This is a genomic window from Polaromonas sp. P4_F9 (genome assembly GCF_056401235.1).
The window spans coordinates 157,062-174,929 of the sequence record NZ_JBFUJT010000017.1 but is presented as its reverse complement, the minus strand read 5'-3'; the positions used below and the strand labels follow the sequence as shown (position 1 = coordinate 174,929).

At 64.0% G+C, this 17,868-nt stretch carries 10 protein-coding genes and 1 riboswitch; of the genes, 6 read left to right on the top strand and 4 right to left on the bottom strand.

Annotation, left to right across the window (positions count from 1 at the left end; translation table 11 throughout):
* Positions 1–156: 156 nt before the first annotated feature.
* Positions 157–2,706 (bottom strand): DNA internalization-related competence protein ComEC/Rec2, encoded by a 2,550-nt coding sequence (locus AC1DUB_RS16530; RefSeq protein WP_477730461.1) that lies wholly within the window; start codon positions 2,704–2,706, stop codon positions 157–159.
* A 280-nt stretch (positions 2,707–2,986) separates the two neighbouring features.
* On the opposite strand from AC1DUB_RS16530, the gene AC1DUB_RS16525 reads away from it, so the two are divergent.
* The 6 genes from AC1DUB_RS16525 (at position 2,987) to AC1DUB_RS16500 (ending at position 12,282) form a co-directional block, all read left to right on the top strand.
* A complete protein-coding gene (locus tag AC1DUB_RS16525; protein ID WP_477730424.1) occupies positions 2,987–6,631 on the top strand; it encodes a transglutaminase family protein in 3,645 nt (1,214 codons plus the stop codon).
* Positions 6,632–6,776: 145 nt separating this feature from the next.
* On the top strand, positions 6,777–9,632 hold the full coding sequence (locus tag AC1DUB_RS16520; RefSeq protein WP_477730423.1) for a circularly permuted type 2 ATP-grasp protein: 2,856 nt from the start codon (positions 6,777–6,779) through the stop codon (positions 9,630–9,632).
* Positions 9,633–9,668: 36 nt separating this feature from the next.
* Positions 9,669–10,616, top strand: coding sequence for a transglutaminase family protein (locus tag AC1DUB_RS16515; RefSeq protein WP_477730422.1), 948 nt, complete (start codon positions 9,669–9,671; stop codon positions 10,614–10,616).
* Between the two features lie 154 nt (positions 10,617–10,770).
* A complete protein-coding gene (locus tag AC1DUB_RS16510; RefSeq protein ID WP_305639814.1) occupies positions 10,771–11,238 on the top strand; it encodes a RidA family protein in 468 nt (155 codons plus the stop codon).
* Between the two features lie 36 nt (positions 11,239–11,274).
* Positions 11,275–11,478: a LysR family transcriptional regulator gene (locus AC1DUB_RS16505; protein WP_477730421.1), complete on the top strand. Its 204-nt coding sequence runs from the start codon at positions 11,275–11,277 to the stop codon at positions 11,476–11,478.
* Positions 11,479–11,559: 81 nt separating this feature from the next.
* A riboswitch (FMN riboswitch) is annotated at positions 11,560–11,716 on the top strand.
* 80 nt (positions 11,717–11,796) lie between these two features.
* The gene (locus tag AC1DUB_RS16500; RefSeq protein WP_477730420.1) at positions 11,797–12,282 is read left to right on the top strand and encodes a 6,7-dimethyl-8-ribityllumazine synthase; all 486 of its coding nucleotides are present in this window, start codon (positions 11,797–11,799) and stop codon (positions 12,280–12,282) included.
* Between the two features lie 104 nt (positions 12,283–12,386).
* Here the strand turns inward: AC1DUB_RS16500 and parC are convergent, their stop codons facing one another.
* The 3 genes from parC to AC1DUB_RS16485 form a co-directional block, all read right to left on the bottom strand.
* Positions 12,387–14,741, bottom strand: coding sequence for a DNA topoisomerase IV subunit A (gene parC, locus AC1DUB_RS16495; RefSeq protein ID WP_477730419.1), 2,355 nt, complete (start codon positions 14,739–14,741; stop codon positions 12,387–12,389).
* 172 nt (positions 14,742–14,913) lie between these two features.
* Positions 14,914–15,768, bottom strand: a complete 855-nt coding sequence (locus AC1DUB_RS16490; protein ID WP_477730460.1) for a lytic transglycosylase domain-containing protein — start codon at positions 15,766–15,768, stop codon at positions 14,914–14,916.
* A gap of 65 nt (positions 15,769–15,833) precedes the next feature.
* Positions 15,834–17,813, bottom strand: coding sequence for a DNA topoisomerase IV subunit B (locus tag AC1DUB_RS16485; protein ID WP_477730418.1), 1,980 nt, complete (start codon positions 17,811–17,813; stop codon positions 15,834–15,836).
* Between the last annotated feature and the right edge of the window lie 55 nt (positions 17,814–17,868).

The following is a 17,868-nucleotide window of genomic DNA, read 5'->3' as shown; positions in this document are numbered from 1 at the left end:
AGGTTTGCGCATGGCGTAGTGATGACTAGCTTAGCAAGTTATGCGCCAGATTGGTGAATCGGGTGCCGTATCGCACTTTTCTTTTTCTATTTTGTCCTCTTCTCTTTTCGCCTTTTTTTCTCCTTTTCTCCTCCTTTTTTTCCTTCCTCTTTTTCTTTATGACTCAGGCACATGATGCCAGTAGTGCCGGCCTTGTTGCCGCTGGCACACGATGTCCGCCGGTTTCACGCTCTGCCAGGTGGCGGCGCCACACTGCGGCGACCTGAGCAGCCTGATGCCGCGCTCGCTGTAGCGCGCCACCACCGACTCCACCGGATGGCCAAAGCGGTTGCGGTAACCCGCCTGCGCCACCGCCAGCCGGGGCTGGACAGCGTCGAGGAAGGGGGCGCTCGACGATGTCTTGCTGCCATGGTGCGGTACCAGCAAAAAGTCGGCCTTCAGGCTGGCCGGGCTGGCGCTGCCGGCCAGCCTGAACTCCTGGGCGGACTCGATATCGCCCGCCAGCAAGGCGGTCTGAGCGCCATTGGACACGCGCAACACGCAGCTCATGGCATTGGATTTGTTTGCCGCCTCGTAGTCGGCGGCCACCGGGTGCAGCACCTCGAAAGTCACCGCGTCCCAGACCCAGCGCTGGCCCGCCGTACAGCGGGCCGATTTGCGCAGCGCCTGCAACTCATGGCTGTCTTCAATGGAGCTGAGCAGGTTCGCCTGCGGCTGCATGGCCAGCACGGCCGGTGCACCGCCAATGTGGTCGATGTCGCGGTGGCTGAGCATCAGCATGTCCAGCCGCTCGCCGAGGGCCCGCAGCAGCGGAACCAGCACGCGGTGCCCGGCATCGCTCTCACGCGAAAAACGCGGGCCGGTGTCATACAGCAGGGAATGGGTGGCCGTGCGCACCAGCACCGCATTGCCCTGTCCGATGTCCGCCGCCAGCAATTCAAACTGTCCCGGTGCAACCCGCGCCGGTTGCCATAACAGGACTGGCAGCATCAGGGGAATGCCCAGCACGCGCCAGTGCCACGGCAGACGCAGCGCCAGCAAAACGCCCCCCAGTACGCCGAAGGCGGCGCACCACAGCGGCGCGGCAGCCACGCTGACGGATGCCAGCGACCAACTGGCCAGCCATTGCAAAAACACTGTCAGCAGGCCCACCGCCCACGCCGCCGCATCCCACAGGGGTGCCCACAGCACGCCCAGCATTGCCAGCGGCGTCACGACCAGCGTCACCCAGGGAATGGCCACCGCGTTGGCCAGCAGGCCCACCAGTGACACCTGGTTGAACAGCAGCAGCGACAAGGGCGTGAGCGCCAGCGTGACCACCCATTGCTCCCGGGCGGCACGCAGCAGCCCGGCCGCCGGTTTAGCAAGCAGCCGCGGCACCCACCCGCCCTGCGCCACCTTTCCGGAAAGAAACTGGCTGTCGCCCGTTGGATCACGGGTGCCAGATGTGCCTGGAGTTGTAGCAAACAGCACGCCCACCGCCACAAACGACAGCCAGAAACCGGCTTGCATCAGCGCCCAGGGGTCCAGCGCCACCACCACGGCCATGGCCAGCAGCCAGGTTTGCAGCCAGGGCCACTGCCGGCCGCTTTGCCGCAGCAACACCACCGTCGCCAGCATCCAGATGGTTCGTTGCGCCGGCACGCCCCAGCCTGAAAACAGCGCGTACAGGGCCGCCAGAAAAAGGCCGCCCCAGGCCCCGGCGCTGATGGCCGGCAGCGCCAGGCAAAGCCGGGGCGTCAGCCCGACAGAACGCCGCCACAGGCCGCTCAGGAGCAGCGAGGCGAGCCAGGCGAACATGGTGATGTGCAGGCCCGAAATACTCATCAAATGGGCGACACCCGTGGCGCGAAAGACATCCCAGTCAGCGCGCTCGATGGCATTCTGGTCACCCACCACCAGGGCGGCCACGACACCGGCCAGTTGCCGGTTGTCGATGCGCTGGAAAATCGCTTCACGCACCGACTGCCGGGCGCGCTCCACCGGATGCTCCCAGCTGCCGGAAAGCCGCCGAGGCGGCGCATCGTGCGGTCCGGCACGCACATAGCCGGTGGCCTGAATGCCCTGCTCCCAGAGCCAGAGCTCGTAGTCGAACCCGTGCGGGTTGCTGTTGCCGTGCGGGGCCTTGAGCCGCACCGTCATTTGCCAGCGCTCGCCGGCGCGCAGGCCATGCAAGCCAGTGGGTGGCTGGCGCTGCAACTCCAGCGCAATTTCAGACGGATCAGCACTTTCTGCCGGGAGTGCCCTGGCCTCCTGTACCCCGAAGCCGGTATACCAGCCGAGCAAAATTTGCGGCGGGAGGGTGACTGTTTGCCCGTTCAGGCGGGCCGATTCAATAGCCAGACGAAAGCGCAGGCCGTCTTCTGCGGGTTGTGGCATGGCCAGGACCACACCCGTCACGGCAATATCACGTCCCTCCAGCGCGGGGTCGAGTGCCATCGACTGAAACACGGTGGCCCGCCATCCCGTCAAGGCAAAGCCCAGCAAGGCAGCGAGCACCACCGCAGCCAGGCCGGCACCGCGCCAACCCCTCCTGTTCAGAGTCGAGGCGCCACCGGCCCTGCGCCGCAAGCCGCCCATCACCAGCCCCGCGAACGCCGCCAGCGCCGCCGACGCGGCATACAGGCTGCCCATCCACAAACCGGGCTGCTGCAATTGCAGGGCAACCCCGGTGATGAAACCGCCAAAAACAAGGCCAGGCCCCATGGAGGCAGCCCATGGTCTGGCCAAAATGCGGTCGCCCACGGCCTCCCTCCCCACTTGTTACTTGTTATTGCTTGATTTATTCGATGCAATGGCTGCGTGCTCAACGGCCGGGCGAGGCAAAAAGCCGACAAAGCCTGTTTGGCGCAGCTCTTGCTTGCAGAAATGTAGCCGAAGCGGAGTAAGCTGTCCCGAGGGGTCGCCCGAGTGGCGATCCACTCTTTTTGTGTTTTGATTGGCGCTGTTGCGCACCGATGCCCTAATTTGAAAAAGCGAGGCTGCCTTGTCGATCCACGTTGCACTGAGCCACATCACCCATTACAAATACGACCGCCCGGTGAAACTGGGCCCCCAGGTCGTGCGCCTGCGGCCTGCGCCGCACAGCCGGACCCGCGTGCTGTCCTACTCCCTCAACTTCGAGCCGGCCAAACATTTCATCAACTGGCAACAGGACCCGTTTGCCAATTACCAGGCCCGGCTGGTGTTTCCGGATCCCACCCGTGAATTCAAGGTCACGGTGGACCTGGTCGTCGAGATGGCGGTGTTCAACCCCTTTGATTTCTTTCTGGAGCCCAGCGCCGAGGAATTTCCTTTTACCTACAGCGCCAGCCAGAAGCAGGAACTGGCGCCCTACCTGGCGACCCAGGCCGCCACGCCGCTGTTCAAGCGCTATCTTGAGCAGACCGACCTGAGTCCCAAGCGGACCATCGACTTCCTGGTCGGCCTCAACCAGCGCCTGCAGTCCGACATCCAGTACTCCATCCGCATGGAGCCCGGCGTGCAAACGCCTGAGGAAACCCTGCAACTGGCCTGCGGCTCCTGCCGCGACACCGGCTGGTTGCTGGTGCAGCTGCTGCGGCACATGGGCCTGGCCGCGCGATTTGTGTCGGGCTACCTGATCCAGCTCAAGGCCGACGTCAAGGCGATTGACGGCCCCAGCGGCGCGGAGACCGACTTTACCGATCTGCACGCCTGGTGCGAAGTATTCCTGCCCGGTGCCGGCTGGGTGGGGCTGGACCCAACATCGGGCCTGATGGCGGGCGAAGGCCACATCCCGCTGGCCTGCACGCCCGAACCGTCCAGTGCCGCCCCTGTGGAAGGCGGCGTGGACAAATGCGAGGTGGAGTTCGAGCACCACATGGCGGTGCAGCGGATTTACGAATCACCGCGCGTCACCCAGCCCTATACCGAAGCGCAATGGGCCGACGTGCTGGCGCTGGGCGAGGCGGTGGACAAAGACCTGGTGGCCGGCGACGTGCGGCTGACGATGGGCGGCGAGCCCACCTTCGTGGCCACCACGGACCGCGATGCCGCGGAATGGAACATCGACGCCCTGGGCCCCACCAAGCGCGGCTATGCCACCGAGCTGGTGCAAAAGCTGCGCGCCGAGTATGGCGAGGGCGGTTTTCTGCATTTCGGGCAGGGCAAGTGGTATCCCGGCGAGCAATTGCCACGCTGGGCGCTGAGTATTTTCTGGCGCAGGGACGGTCAGCCGATCTGGCAAAACCCGGCCCTGTTTGCCGATGAACGCAAACCCTGCCAATACACGAGCGCAGATGCGCAGCGTTTCATCAAGACCCTGGCGGGCAAGCTGGGCCTGGCCACGAACTACATCACGCCGGGCTATGAAGACACCTGGTACTACCTGTGGCGCGAGCGGCGCCTGCCGGTCAACGTCGACCCTTTTGACTCCCGCCTGGATGACGCGATGGAACGGGAGCGTTTGCGTCGCGTCTTCATGCAGGGGCTGGACTCCGTGGTGGGTTATGTGCTGCCGCTGAAGGCGAAGGAGGCTGCCTCGCCGGCCCTGGCCGGGCCCAAATGGTCCACCGGTCCGTGGTTCTTCCGCGATGAGCGCATGTACCTGATGCCGGGCGACTCACCCATGGGTTACCGGCTGCCGCTCGATTCGGTGCCCTGGGTTTCCAAAACAGACTACCCCTACATGATCGAGGCCGACCCGTTTGCGCCGCGCCAGGACTTGCCATCGACATCGGTGCTGGCCGCACGCTACAACGCCGCGGCGGCGGTGGCGCGGGGCGCTCCGCAGCCGGCGCCTGCGGCTGTCTCGCAGGCCTCGCCCCCTCCTGCTGGCAGCAGTGCGAGCTCGCTGGCGCAGTACATGGCGCGCTACATGACGGGCAACGCGGCACTGACGCAGGCCAGTCGCATCCTGCAGTTTCGCCCCACCGGCGACAGCAGCATGGGTGGCGGCACCGGAGGCACCGGCGCGGCCGCTCCGTCAAGCCACGTGCCACCTCCTGCCAACGAGCAGCGTGCGCCCAAAGCCTTCGAGTCTGCCGGCTGGCTGACGCGCACCGCGCTGTGCGTCGAGGTCCGCGACCCCGCTCGGGCCAATGGCCCGAAAGACCCGAAAGATCCGGATAAGGCAAAAGACAAACCCAGGGCCGACCCTGACAGCAAGGCCAACAAAAGCAAAAGCGGCGAAACCGGTGCCCTCTACGTGTTCATGCCCCCGATGGAGCGGCTGGAGGACTACCTGGACCTGCTCGCGGCCGTGGAAGCGACCGCGCAAACGCTGGGTGTCAGCATCGTGCTGGAGGGCTACCCGCCGCCGCGCGACCCACGCCTGAAAATGCTGCAGGTCACACCCGACCCGGGTGTGATCGAAGTCAACATCCACCCCGCCTATCACTGGGGCGAGCTGGTGGAGCACACCGAATTCCTCTACAAGATTGCCCATGAAACGCGGCTGTCGGCCGAAAAATTCATGACCGATGGCCGGCACACCGGCACCGGCGGCGGCAACCACTTTGTGCTGGGTGGCGCCACCCCCGCCGACAGCCCCTTCCTGCGCAAACCGGAGGTGCTGGGCAGCCTGATCGCCTACTGGCACAACCACCCCTCGCTGAGCTACCTGTTTTCGGGCATGTTCATCGGCCCCACCAGCCAGGCACCGCGCGTGGATGAGGCACGCAACGACCAGTTGTACGAGCTTGAAATCGCCCTGCGTGAAATCCGCAACAACCGGCAGAAATACGGCGCCAACATGCCGCCCTGGCTGGTCGACCGGACTCTGCGCAACATCCTGGTGGATGTGACGGGCAACACGCACCGCAGCGAGTTCTGCATCGACAAGATGTACTCGCCGGACTCTGCTACCGGGCGCCTGGGCCTGCTGGAACTGCGCGCCTTTGAAATGCCGCCCCATGCCCGCATGAGCATCGCCCAGCAGTTGCTGCTGCGCGCCCTGGTGGCGCGCTTCTGGAAAACCCCCTACCACGGCCGCGTCACGCGCTGGGGCACTGAACTGCACGATCGCTTCCTGCTGCCCAGCTTTATCCGCATGGATTTTGCCGACGTGCTGACCGAACTGGTGGAGGCCGGCTACCCCTTTGACATGACCTGGTTCGAACCGCATTTCGAATTCCGCTTCCCGCTGATTGGCCAGGTGGCGGCAAACAGCATCGAGCTGACCCTGCGCAGTGCGCTGGAGCCCTGGCATGTGATGGGCGAGGAAGGTTCGGCGGGCGGCACCGTGCGCTATGTCGACTCCTCGCTCGAACGCGTGGAAGTCCATGTGACGGGCCTGAACGACAACCGCCACGTCATCACCGTCAACGGCCGTGCCCTGCCGCTCCAGAGCACTGGGCGGGTCGGCGAATACGTGGCTGGTGTGCGCTACAAGGCCTGGAATCCACCGTCGGCCCTGCACCCGTCGATCGGCGTGCATGCGCCGCTGACTTTCGACATCGTCGACACCTGGATGGAGCGCTCGCTGGGGGGTTGCCAGTACCATGTCGCCCATCCGGGCGGGCTCAGCTATGACACGCTGCCGGTCAACTCCTATGAAGCCGAAAGCCGCCGCCTGACCCGGTTTTTCCGCATGGGCCACACCCCTGGCAAGATGCAGGTCAGGCCGGTTCAGCCGAGCCGGGAATTTCCCTTTACGATGGATCTACGTTAGGCAGTTTTCCGGGTTTGAACGCCGGGAGATCGCTGTCTTATGGGTGCAACAATTGCACGATTCGGCTCAAAAATCAGCGGTTTAACGGCGGCTTGCCGCCGCTTTGAGCCCTTGGGGGGTTGGGCCGAAGGCATACTTGGGTAACGTGGAAAATAACACCCAGTCACTTTTTGCTGCCCAGGCGCTGGAAGAGCCCTGCACGCTGGCTGCTGCGCTGGCGCCCGCGGCTGCGCCCGGGCACTTTGACGAGTTGCGCGGAAGCGTCTCGCGCGGCCCGGTGGCTGCAGAGCCGCCTTTGGCGGGCGTCCCGCCTTTGCAGCTTGCGACCGGCGCCCAGGGCGGCCGAGATACTGCGCCAGAGACCCAAGCCACCAACGAGACCAGCCCGGCAGCGGCCCGATCAGGTTCGAGTTCGAGTTCGAATAATGGACCCCTATCAGCCAACTGGGCAAGCTTCTTCGACTTCCTGGGCACTGACGGTTTTTACGACCTGAACCACCGCACCGCCAACCTGCGGCGCCAGATCCGCGACAACGGCGTGACCTACAACGTTTACGCCGATGCCAACGGACCGCAGCGACCCTGGTCGCTGGACCTTTTCCCCATGATGGTCTCGGCTGCGGACTGGGCCGTGATTGAAGCCGGCATCCAGCAACGCGCCCGGTTGCTGGACCGCGTGATGGCCGACATCTACGGCCCGCAGGAACTGCTTTCAAAGGGCTTGCTGCCCAGCGCGCTGGTGCACGGCAACCCCGGCTACCTGCGCGGCATGCAGGGCGTCAAGCCCGCTGGTGGTACCCACCTGCACATCGCGGCCTTCGACATCGGCCACGGCCCGGATGGGCGTTGGTCGGTGGTGTCCCAACGCACGCAGGCGCCCTCGGGCCTGGGCTACCTGCTGGAAAACCGGCTGACCATCTCCCTGCTGTTTCCGGAAGCCTTTCGGGAGATGAAGGTGCAGCGGCTGGCCGCCTCATACAAGGCACTGGTGGACGGGCTCAAGGCGATGAGCCCCGCCAATGAGGGCAACGAGGAAAGCCGGGTGGTTCTGCTGACGCCAGGCCCCTACAACGAAACCTATTTCGAGCACGCCTACCTGGCCCGCTTTCTGGGGCTGACGCTGGTCGAGGGCAACGACCTGCTGGTACGCGACGACAAGCTGTACCTCAAAACCCTGCGCGGCCTGGAGCCTGTGCATGGACTGCTCAAGCGGCTCGATGACGAATTCCTGGATCCGCTGGAGCTGCGTTCCGACTCCACCCTGGGCGTGCCCGGCTTGCTGCAGGTCATTCGTGCAGGCAACGTGCTGGTGGTAAACACTCCGGGCTCGGCCTTTCTGGAGTCCAGCGCCCTGCTCGGTTTCCTGCCCGCACTCTCGCAGCACCTGCTCGGTGAAACACTGGCCCTGCCTTCGCTGGCCACCTGGTGGTGTGGCGAGCAGGCCGTCATGCGGGACGTGCTGAGCCAGCTCAAGGACTGCGTGATCAAGCCCACCCATGCCGGCTCGGGCATGGCATCCGTCATCGGGCACACCCTGTCCCGCCGCGAACTCGACGAATGGGCCGGCCGCATTGTCCGGCGCGGCGAGGATTACACCGTGCAGGCCTACCTGCCGCTGTCGCAAACACCCACCTGGCAGGGTGAACGCGTAGCGCCACGTTCGGCGATGCTGCGCGTGTTTGCGGTCGCCGACGGCGCGGGCTCCTGGCAGGTACTGCCCGGTGGACTGGCGCGGCTCGCCGGCAAAAACGAAAACATGGCTTCGATGCAGCACGGTGGCAGCAGCGCCGATGTGTGGGTGCTGGGCGAGCCCTCCGGTGCAGCCACCACCACCTCATCCCCTCCTGCCGACAGCACGGCGGGGCAGCGCGCAGAGCACCCCGCACCCGCCTGGGCCACAGCCCCGCTGCGCCACCGCCCGCCCGTGACCAGCCGTGCGGCCGAGAACCTGTTCTGGCTGGGCCGTTATACCGAGCGCGCCGAGAACTCCACGCGGCTGGCCCAGCTAACCCTGCAGTGCCTGGGCGGCGAAGACCAGACCTCGCAACCACTGCTGGACTGGCTGACCCGCATGGCGGTGACCAATGCCCTGGTGCTCGATACCGTGCCGCCCGCGACGCAGGCGCGGCGCGTCTTTGAACGCGCCCTGATTGCCGGCCTGGCCGACACCGGGCAAGTCGCCAGCGTGGGCTACAACCTGCGAGCCCTCAAGAGTGCAGCATCGGCCGTGCGCGAGCGCCTGTCGCAGGAACAGTGGCACGTCATCGTGCGCACGGAAGCGGACTTCTTCCATCACTGCAAGGCATTCAGCGGCGCCAGTTCGCAGGGCCAGCAGCAAGGCCATGGGCATGCGGGCCACCACGCACTGGAGTATTCATCGGTCGAAGCGCTCAGGGCCCTTGAATCCCTCAGCGGGTTCCTGGCGGCCATGACGGGCGCGCAGACCGACCGCATGACGCGCGACGACGGCTGGCGGCTGCTCAGCATAGGCCGGATGCTGGAGCGGCTCTACACGCTGGCCGCCGCGCTGGTGCACGGCTTTGAAACCCGGGCCGTTTTCGAGGAAGGCGGCTTTGGCGCCATCGTGTCCCTGTTTGACAGCACCATCAGCTTTCATGCGCAGTACCAGCAGCGACGCGACATTCCCGCCCTGCTCGACCTGCTAGTGCTGGACCGCGACACTCCGCGCTCGCTGGGATGGGTAGTGCAAGCCCTGTGCGGGCGCCTGGACAAATTGGCCAGCAGCACACCGGTGGAGTTGCCCGATCTGGCGGTGGACTTGCCCGACCCGGGCAGCTGGGTGCTGGCCGAGCTGTGTGGCAGCGTCAGCGCTGACGGTGCAAACGGTGCGCCCCTTCAAACCGGCGGTGAAGTCCCGGGTTGCGAGCAACTGATCGGCTTGCTGGAACAGTGCTGCACACAAGCGCTCGAACTCTCGGACACCATCAGCCGGCGCTACTTCAGCCATGCGGCATCGGGCAGCCAGAGCCTGGGCGCATAGGCCAACCCAACCCATACCCAGAACAAGCCCTGCCCCGTGCTGCTCCACGTCATCCATGAAACCAGCTACCGCTATACGCCGGCGGTTGAAAACGCACACCACGTCGTGCACCTCAAGCCGGCCAGCCGCGGCGGGCAGACGCTGCTGCACTATGCATTGCGCATCGATCCGGCCCCCGCGCAACTGCGCGAGACAGTCGATGTCTATGGCAATACCCGCAGCTATTTTTCGTTGCAGGCGGCACACGACCGGCTGACGGTCGTGGCCGACAGCGTCGTCTCCACCTCCTCCGCCAATCCGCTGCAGGCTGACCTGCCCTCATCGCCTGTCGCGCGGCCGGCAATGCCCTGGGAGCAGGTTCGCGACCAGTTCCGCTACCGGGCCGGCGCCGCCTACGACAGCGCCTCCGAATTCCTGTTTGCCTCGCCTTATGTCCCGCTGGACGAGGCGTTTGCCGAATTTGCCCGGCCGAGTTTCATACCGGGCAGGCCCCTGCCAGAGGCTGCGCACGACCTCATGACACGCATTCACACCACCATGACCTATGAGAGCGAAAGCACCGAGGTCAACACACCCGCTCTGGACGCACTCGAGCAGCGCAAAGGGGTTTGCCAGGATTTTGCGCACATCATGGTGGCCTGCTGCCGCGCCATGGGTTTGCCGGCGCGTTATGTCAGCGGCTACCTGCTCACCACCCCGCCCCCCGGCCAGCCGCGCCTGATCGGCAGTGACGCCTCGCATGCCTGGGCCTCGGTCTACTGCCCCGGCGTGAGCCAGTGGCTGGACTTTGATCCCACCAACAACCGGGCGCCGGGTGAGGACTACGTGACGCTGGCCACGGGCCGCGATTTTCTGGACGTATCCCCCATGCGCGGCGTGATCCGCGGTGGCGAGCAGCACATCCTGGATGTTGCGGTGACGGTGAAACCCCTTGAGCCCGCCGAATTGACCGCTTATGGCGGCGCCCTCCATCAGGCGGATTGACAGTGGATTAGCCGGCTTCATCGGCATCCTGCGCTAAGATAAAAAAACAGCGACAGACTGTATTGCTATCTTTTTAGTAGCTGGGTACGCCCGCCATTTTTGGCACCCCCGGCACATTTCATCCCGACAGATTTCACCCTCCCAGGAGCGCACCATGAGTACCAGCCCGCAAAACGTCTACGACAAGCTCAAAGCCCTGAACATCACCCTGCCCGCAGTGGCAGCCCCGGTGGCCGCCTACCTGCCTTTCGTGCAGACCGGCAACCTGGTGTTCCTGAGCGGCCACATCGCCAAGAAGGACGGCAAAGTCCTCGCCGGCCAGTTGGGCAAGAACATGACGACCGAGGAAGGCAAGGCCGCGGCGCGTTCAGTCGCCATCGATCTGATGGGCACGCTGGAAGCCGCCGTCGGCCTGGGCAAGGTCAAACGCATCGTCAAGCTCATGAGCCTGGTCAACTCAACCGGCGACTTCACCGAGCAGCATCTGGTAACCAACGGCGCCAGCGAACTCTTCGGTGAAATCTTCGGCGAAGCCGGCAAGCACGCGCGCAGCGCGTTTGGCGTGGCGCAGAACCCCATGGGTGCCTGTGTCGAGATCGACCTGATTGCCGAAGTGGGCTGACAGCACCGCCGCTCCGACAAACCGCCGGCAGCCCGCATGGCATCGTTTCAGGGCAAGCTGAAAATCCGGCATCTGGAAGTTGTGCTTGCCGTCGCGGATTGCGGCAACCTCTCGCGTGCCGCCACGCAGCTGGGCCTGACGCAGTCAGGTCTTGCGCGGGCGCGCACAGACGCCTTCCCAGCGTGGCTGCCCGCTAGCTTTTTTTTAGCGACCAGGTTTACCGCCGGCATTTGCCCCTGACGCTGACGGGGAGGCAATCGCGCGACACCGCCCCCCACTTCACAAGATTTAGAATCACGCTCGCCCCGGCATCCTCCGGGGCAGCGTTCTCAGGGCGGGGTGAAAGTCCCCACCGGCGGTGATTGCAGCGATGCATCAACCCGCGAGCGCCCGGCCTGCATCTGTGCAGGTTCGGGGTCAGCAGATCCGGTGCAATTCCGGGGTCGACGGTCATAGTCCGGATAAAAAGAGAGCGCGATGCCATGCATGCCTGCAGCCTTGTGCGCGGGCGTATGCAGGCTCGTGCGCCCTGGCTGTTTTGGATTGTCAGAGGCCTTCATGAGTCAAAAAAATCTTCCCCCGCCGGAGACGGCACGTTTTGCGTTTATCCAGTCGTCCTGGCACCAGGACATCGTGGACCAGGGCCGCCTCGGTTTCACGGCAGAGATGGCGAGGCACGGCATAGCCGCGGACGACATCGACTCCTTCGCAGTGCCGGGCGCATTCGAGATTCCACTGCACGCCAAAAAGCTGGCGAAATCGGGACGCTATGCCGCCATCATCGCCTGCGGGCTGGTGGTGGACGGCGGCATCTACCGCCATGAGTTCGTCGCCGACGCGGTGATCAGCGCGCTAATGGGCATCCAGCTGGAAACCGGCGTGCCGGTGTTTTCGGCGGTGCTGACGCCGCAGAATTTTCATGAGCATGAAGAACACCGCAAATTCTTCACCGCACATTTTCTGACCAAAGGCAAGGAAGTGGCGCAGGCCTGCCTGGAGACAGTGGCCGGGCTGAAAAGGCTTGAGTCACTGCTCGCGGCCTGACACCGGCCCCCGGATCCGCCGCCCGAGTTGCTATTAAATAGATAGCAACTTGCGCCCATCGCGTATTACTTACGCCCATCGATTATTGGCAATGGGCGTATTTTCTATTCAAGGCGAGCGATTCCGGTGGGTTTGAAGCCCAGGTCGGCGGCCTTGCCTTTGCGGGCACGTGCCGCACGGGCGTTGTTCAGGCTGCGGATTTCGAGCGTTTCCTCACGCACCTTGCCACCGCGCCCAATACCTTCAATCTTCACGCTGCGGGTGTAAGCCGCAGCGCCGGCCAGCGTGTCCTTGGCGTCCAGGTCCAGCAGCATCAGCCCACGTCCACCGGCGGCCTGGAGTTTAAGGTCGGTGATTTCGAACGTGAGGATGCGGCCACCGGTGGAGGCGCAGGCGACATGCGTGGCCGGACTCAGCGGCACGGCGCCGGTGCTGCCCGATACATGCGAAGGCCTGCATACCGATTCGCCCTCGCCGCAGCTGATGAACGTCTTGCCGGCTTTGAGACGCGAACTCATGTTTTCCACAGTCGCGAGGAAACCATAGCCACCGCTGCCGCTGAGCAGCAAGGTGGCGCTGGCCGGACCCGCAAAGTAATGCACCAATTGCGTTCCCGACTCGAGGTCGATCAGGGTCGTCAGCGGCTGCCCGTCACCGCGCGCGCCCGGCAGCGACGCCACCGGGACAGAGTAAATACGGCCACGTGAGCCAAAGGCCAGCAGGGTATCGACGGTACGGCATTCAAACGTCGCGTACAGGCCGTCGCCCGCCTTGAAGGCAAAGCTTGCCGCATCGTGGCCGTGGCCCGAGCGGACGCGCACCCAGCCCTTGGCGCTCACCACCACCGTGACCGGCTCGTCCAGCACCTTGACTTCGAGTACGGCTTTTTTCTCGGCCTGGATCAGCGTGCGGCGCGGGTCGGCAAACTGTTTGGCGTCCGCTTCAATTTCCTTGACCAGCAGCCGGCGAAGCGCCGCCGGGCTGCCCAGGATTTCCTCGAGCTTGCCCTGCTCTTCGCGCAGGGTTTTGAGCTCCTGCTCGATCTTGATGGCCTCAAGCCGCGCCAGCTGGCGCAGGCGGATTTCAAGAATGTCTTCAGCCTGCCGGTCGCTCAGCTTGAAGCGCTCTATCAGCGCGGCCTTGGGCTCGTCCGACTGGCGGATGATGGCAATCACTTCATCGATGTTGAGCAGCACCAGTTGCCGCCCCTCGAGGATGTGAATGCGGTCGAGGACCTTATCGAGCCGGTGCTGCGAACGCCGCTGTACCGTGGCCTGGCGGAACTCGATCCACTCGCTCAACATTTGCCGCAACGTTTTTTGCGTCGGCTTGCCGTCCAGCCCGACCATGGTCAGGTTGATCGAGGCAGAACTCTCCAGGCTGGTGTGCGCCAGCAGCGTGTTGATGAGTTCGGACTGCCCGATTCTGCTGGTCTTGGGCTCGAACACCAGGCGCACCGCGGCGTCCTTGCTGGACTCGTCGCGCACCACGTCGAGCACCGACAGCACGGTCTGCTTGAGCTGCACCTGCTCCTGGCTCAGCGCTTTCTTGCCGGCCTTGATCTTGGGGTTGGTGAGCTCTTCGATCTCTTCGAGCACGCGCTGCGTGCTGACGCCAGGCGGCAACTCTTGCACCACGAGCTGCCACTGGCCACGGGCCAGGTCCTCAATCTTCCAGCGGGCGCGCACCTTGAGCGAACCACGTCCGGTGCTATAGGCCGACGCAATTTCTGCGGTACTCGAAATAATTTGCCCACCACCCGGATAGTCAGGGCCGGCGATCAGCGTGTACAACTCGTCGTCGCTGAGCTTGGGGGTCTTGATGAGCGCCACGCAAGCGTCAGCCACCTCGCGCAGGTTGTGGCTGGGAATCTCGGTAGCCAGACCCACGGCAATGCCGCTGGCGCCGTTAAGCAGCGTGAACGGCAAGCGTGCCGGCAACTGGCGCGGCTCTTCAAACGAGCCATCGTAATTCGGCACAAAGTCGACCGTGCCTTCATCGAGTTCGTCAAGCAACAGCGTCGTGATGCGTGCCAGCCGGGCCTCGGTATAGCGCATGGCCGCCGCGCCATCGCCGTCGCGCGAACCGAAATTACCCTGGCCGTCGACCAGCGGGTAACGCTGGCTGAAGTCCTGGGCCATGCGCACCATCGCGTCGTAAGCCGCCTGGTCGCCGTGCGGATGGTATTTGCCGAGCACGTCGCCGACGACGCGCGCGCTCTTGACCGGCTTGGCGCCGCTTGCACCATTGGCGCCGCCAAAGCCCAGGCCCATACGCGCCATGCTGTACAAAATGCGCCGCTGCACGGGCTTTTGGCCATCGCACACGTCGGGCAGCGCCCTGCCCTTGACGACGCTCAGCGCGTATTCCAGGTAGGCGCGCTGCGCATAGGCGGCGAGCGAGTCCTGGTCAGCAGGTTCGGGGATCGGGGCTACTGCGTCCGGTGTAAAGAGATCCATCTTGAATTTGACTTGGCTGGTAAGGTGGAGTTACGCATGCCGGTACACACTGGTGCGGCCGGCACAAGGCTACAAAGAAATGCAGGGGGGAGCCGTTTTTCAGGCCGCCGGGCTGGTGGGTGGCACATCCCGCGCAAACATTCCCGGGCTGAACACCCGGCGCATTGTGACGTCAGTTCTGCTCGGGCTGGACCTCTGGCGTGGCGGTGGACACCACTGTGGGCGGCACCATGTTGCTGCGGCCGGTTGCTCCGCCCATCATTTCCATGCGAACCCGGCCGGGCGACGCCATCATGCTGGGCGGCTTAAGGTGGTTATAGAGCTGCATCACGGTCTTGACGTAGTTTTTGGTTTCAGGGTAATTGGGAATCTTGTTACCGGCTCGCTGCACCGCACCCTCGCCGGCGTTATAGGCGGCAACAGCCAGCTCCAGTTGGCCGGGGAACATGGCAATCAGGTCGCTCAGGTAGCTGGAACCCGCCCGAATGTTCGTCTTGGGGTCGGTCAGCTTTTTCTGGATCGGGGAATTTTTGTCGGCCCTGACGCCATAGCGTTCCGCCGTCGGCGGGATCAGCTGCATCAACCCCACCGCACCTTTGGGCGAGACGGCTTGGGTGTCAAAGCCCGATTCGGTGGCGATCAGGGCCTGCAGCAGTTCGTAGTCAATGCCATGCCTGACGGAAGCTTCGCGCAGCAGGTGCTTGACGGCCTTGTAGTTGGGAGACACATCAAAGTAGGCAAGCAGCTTGGGCGGCGCAGCGGCCACGCCGGTGGCCCGGTTGGCACCGTTGCCGACTGCCTTGCCGCTTTTGGCAACATTGTTGCCTGCGCTGAAGCTTTCAGCCCCGCGAAAGAAAAGCTCATAGCGCTCATCCAGCCGTATCGCCGAAAAGTGGGCAACGCCCCCGGCATCTACATAGCCCCAGATATCGGCACGGGCCGGAGTGACGTGCAAACCCGCAAGCATCATGACCAGCATGGGCAACAGCAGCGCGCGCCAGCGGTCAGGGCTACGCGGCGCCAGCATCCCCGCCAACGCGCGGGATGCCAATGCCAGGTGCAAAAGCGAAAACAACTTCAGGGGGAAATTCATCAAATATCAATCTCCACGGCATCACCGTGCAACTCCATCAGTTCGCGCCGCGCAGCAGCCTCGCCTTTACCCATCAGCTTGGTGATCAGGCTCTCGGTTTGCAGAAAATCAAAGTTGCCCAACTGCACGGGCAACAGGCGCCGGGTGTCCGGGTTGAGCGTGGTTTCCCACAACTGTTCCGCACTCATTTCGCCCAGCCCCTTGAAGCGGCTGATGCTCCAGGCGTTCTCACGCACGCCGTCCTTGCGCAACTTGTCCAATATGGCGGTCAATTCGCCTTCGTCCAGGGCATACACCTTGGACGCCGGTTTTTTTCCTCGCGCAGGAGCATCCACCCGAAACAGCGGCGGACGCGCCACATACACATTACCAGCTTCAATCAGTTTGGGGAAGTGCCGGAAAAAGAGGGTCAGCAACAGCACCTGGATGTGCGAGCCGTCTACGTCGGCGTCGCTGAGGATGCAGACCTTGCCGTAGCGCAGGCCGCTCAAGTCCGGCGTGTCATGGGGGCCATGCGGATCGACGCCGATGGCCACGGCAATATCGTGGATTTCCGTGTTGGCGAACAGCCTGTCACGCTCGACCTCCCAGGTGTTGAGCACCTTGCCGCGCAGCGGCAGGATGGCCTGACTTTCCTTGTCGCGCCCCATCTTGGCACTGCCGCCTGCCGAGTCACCCTCGACCAGAAAGACCTCGTTGTGTGCAAGGTCCTTGCTTTCACAATCGGTCAACTTGCCCGGCAGCACGGCCACGCCGGAGCCCTTGCGTTTTTCAACCTTCTGGCCGGCCTTCTGGCGGGTTTGCGCGGCCTTGATGGCGAGTTCGGCCAGTTTTCTCCCATAGTCGACGTGCTGGTTCAGCCACAGCTCCAGCGTGGGGCGCACAAAGCTCGACACCAGCCGCACCGCATCGCGCGAGTTCAGGCGTTCCTTGATCTGACCCTGAAACTGCGGGTCCAGCACCTTGGCGGAAAGCACATAGCTGGCCCGGGCAAACACGTCCTCGGGCAACAGCTTGACGCCCTTGGGCAGCAGCGAATGCAAATCGATAAAGCTCTTGACGGCAGTGAACAAGCCATCACGCAGCCCGCTTTCGTGCGTACCACCGGCACTGGTCGGGATCAGGTTGACGTAGCTTTCGCGCATGGGCTGACCGTCTTCGGTAAAGGCCACACACCACTGGGCGCCCTCACCCTCGGCAAAACTGTCGTGCGAGGCATCGGCAAAGCCCTCGCCCTCAAACATCGGAATCACCGGATCGGCAGTGAGGGTCTGCATCAGGTAGTCGCGCAGGCCGCCCTTGTAGGCCCAGGTCTGCGTTTCTTTGGTCTTCTCGTTGGTCAGCGTGACGGTCACGCCGGGCATCAGCACCGCCTTGCTGCGCAGCAAATGCGTCAACTCGGCCATAGGCAGCGCGGCAGACTCGAAGTATTTGGCGTCTGGCCAGGCACGCACGGAAGTGCCGCACTTGCGGTCGCCTTCAGCAGCCTTGCGCAACTGCAGTTTTTCAATGACATCGCCACCTGAAAACACCAGCCGGGCGGCCATGCCTTCGCGGTAAGACATCACTTCAAGCCGTTTTGACAAGGCGTTGGTGACGCTCACCCCCACGCCGTGCAGGCCACCCGAGAAGCTGTAGGCGCCGCCCTTGCCCTTGTCGAACTTGCCGCCGGCATGCAGGCGGGTGAATACCAGCTCGACCACCGGTGCTTTTTCTTCCGGGTGCAGGCCAAACGGGATGCCGCGGCCGTCGTCTTCCACGCTCACCGAGCCGTCGGTGTGCAGCGTGACCTTGATCTTTTTGCCATACCCGGCCAGCGCCTCGTCGGCCGAGTTGTCCAGAACCTCCTGAATGATGTGCAGCGGGTTGTCGGTGCGCGTATACATGCCCGGCCGCTGCTTGACGGGCTCCAGGCCCTTGAGCACGCGGATCGAGCCTTCGGAATATTCGTTGCTTGCGGTAGATAGTTTGTCGGCCATGGCTGATGAGGAAATTGCGGCAATTGTAGACCGGGCCGCAAAAGTAACTGTACAA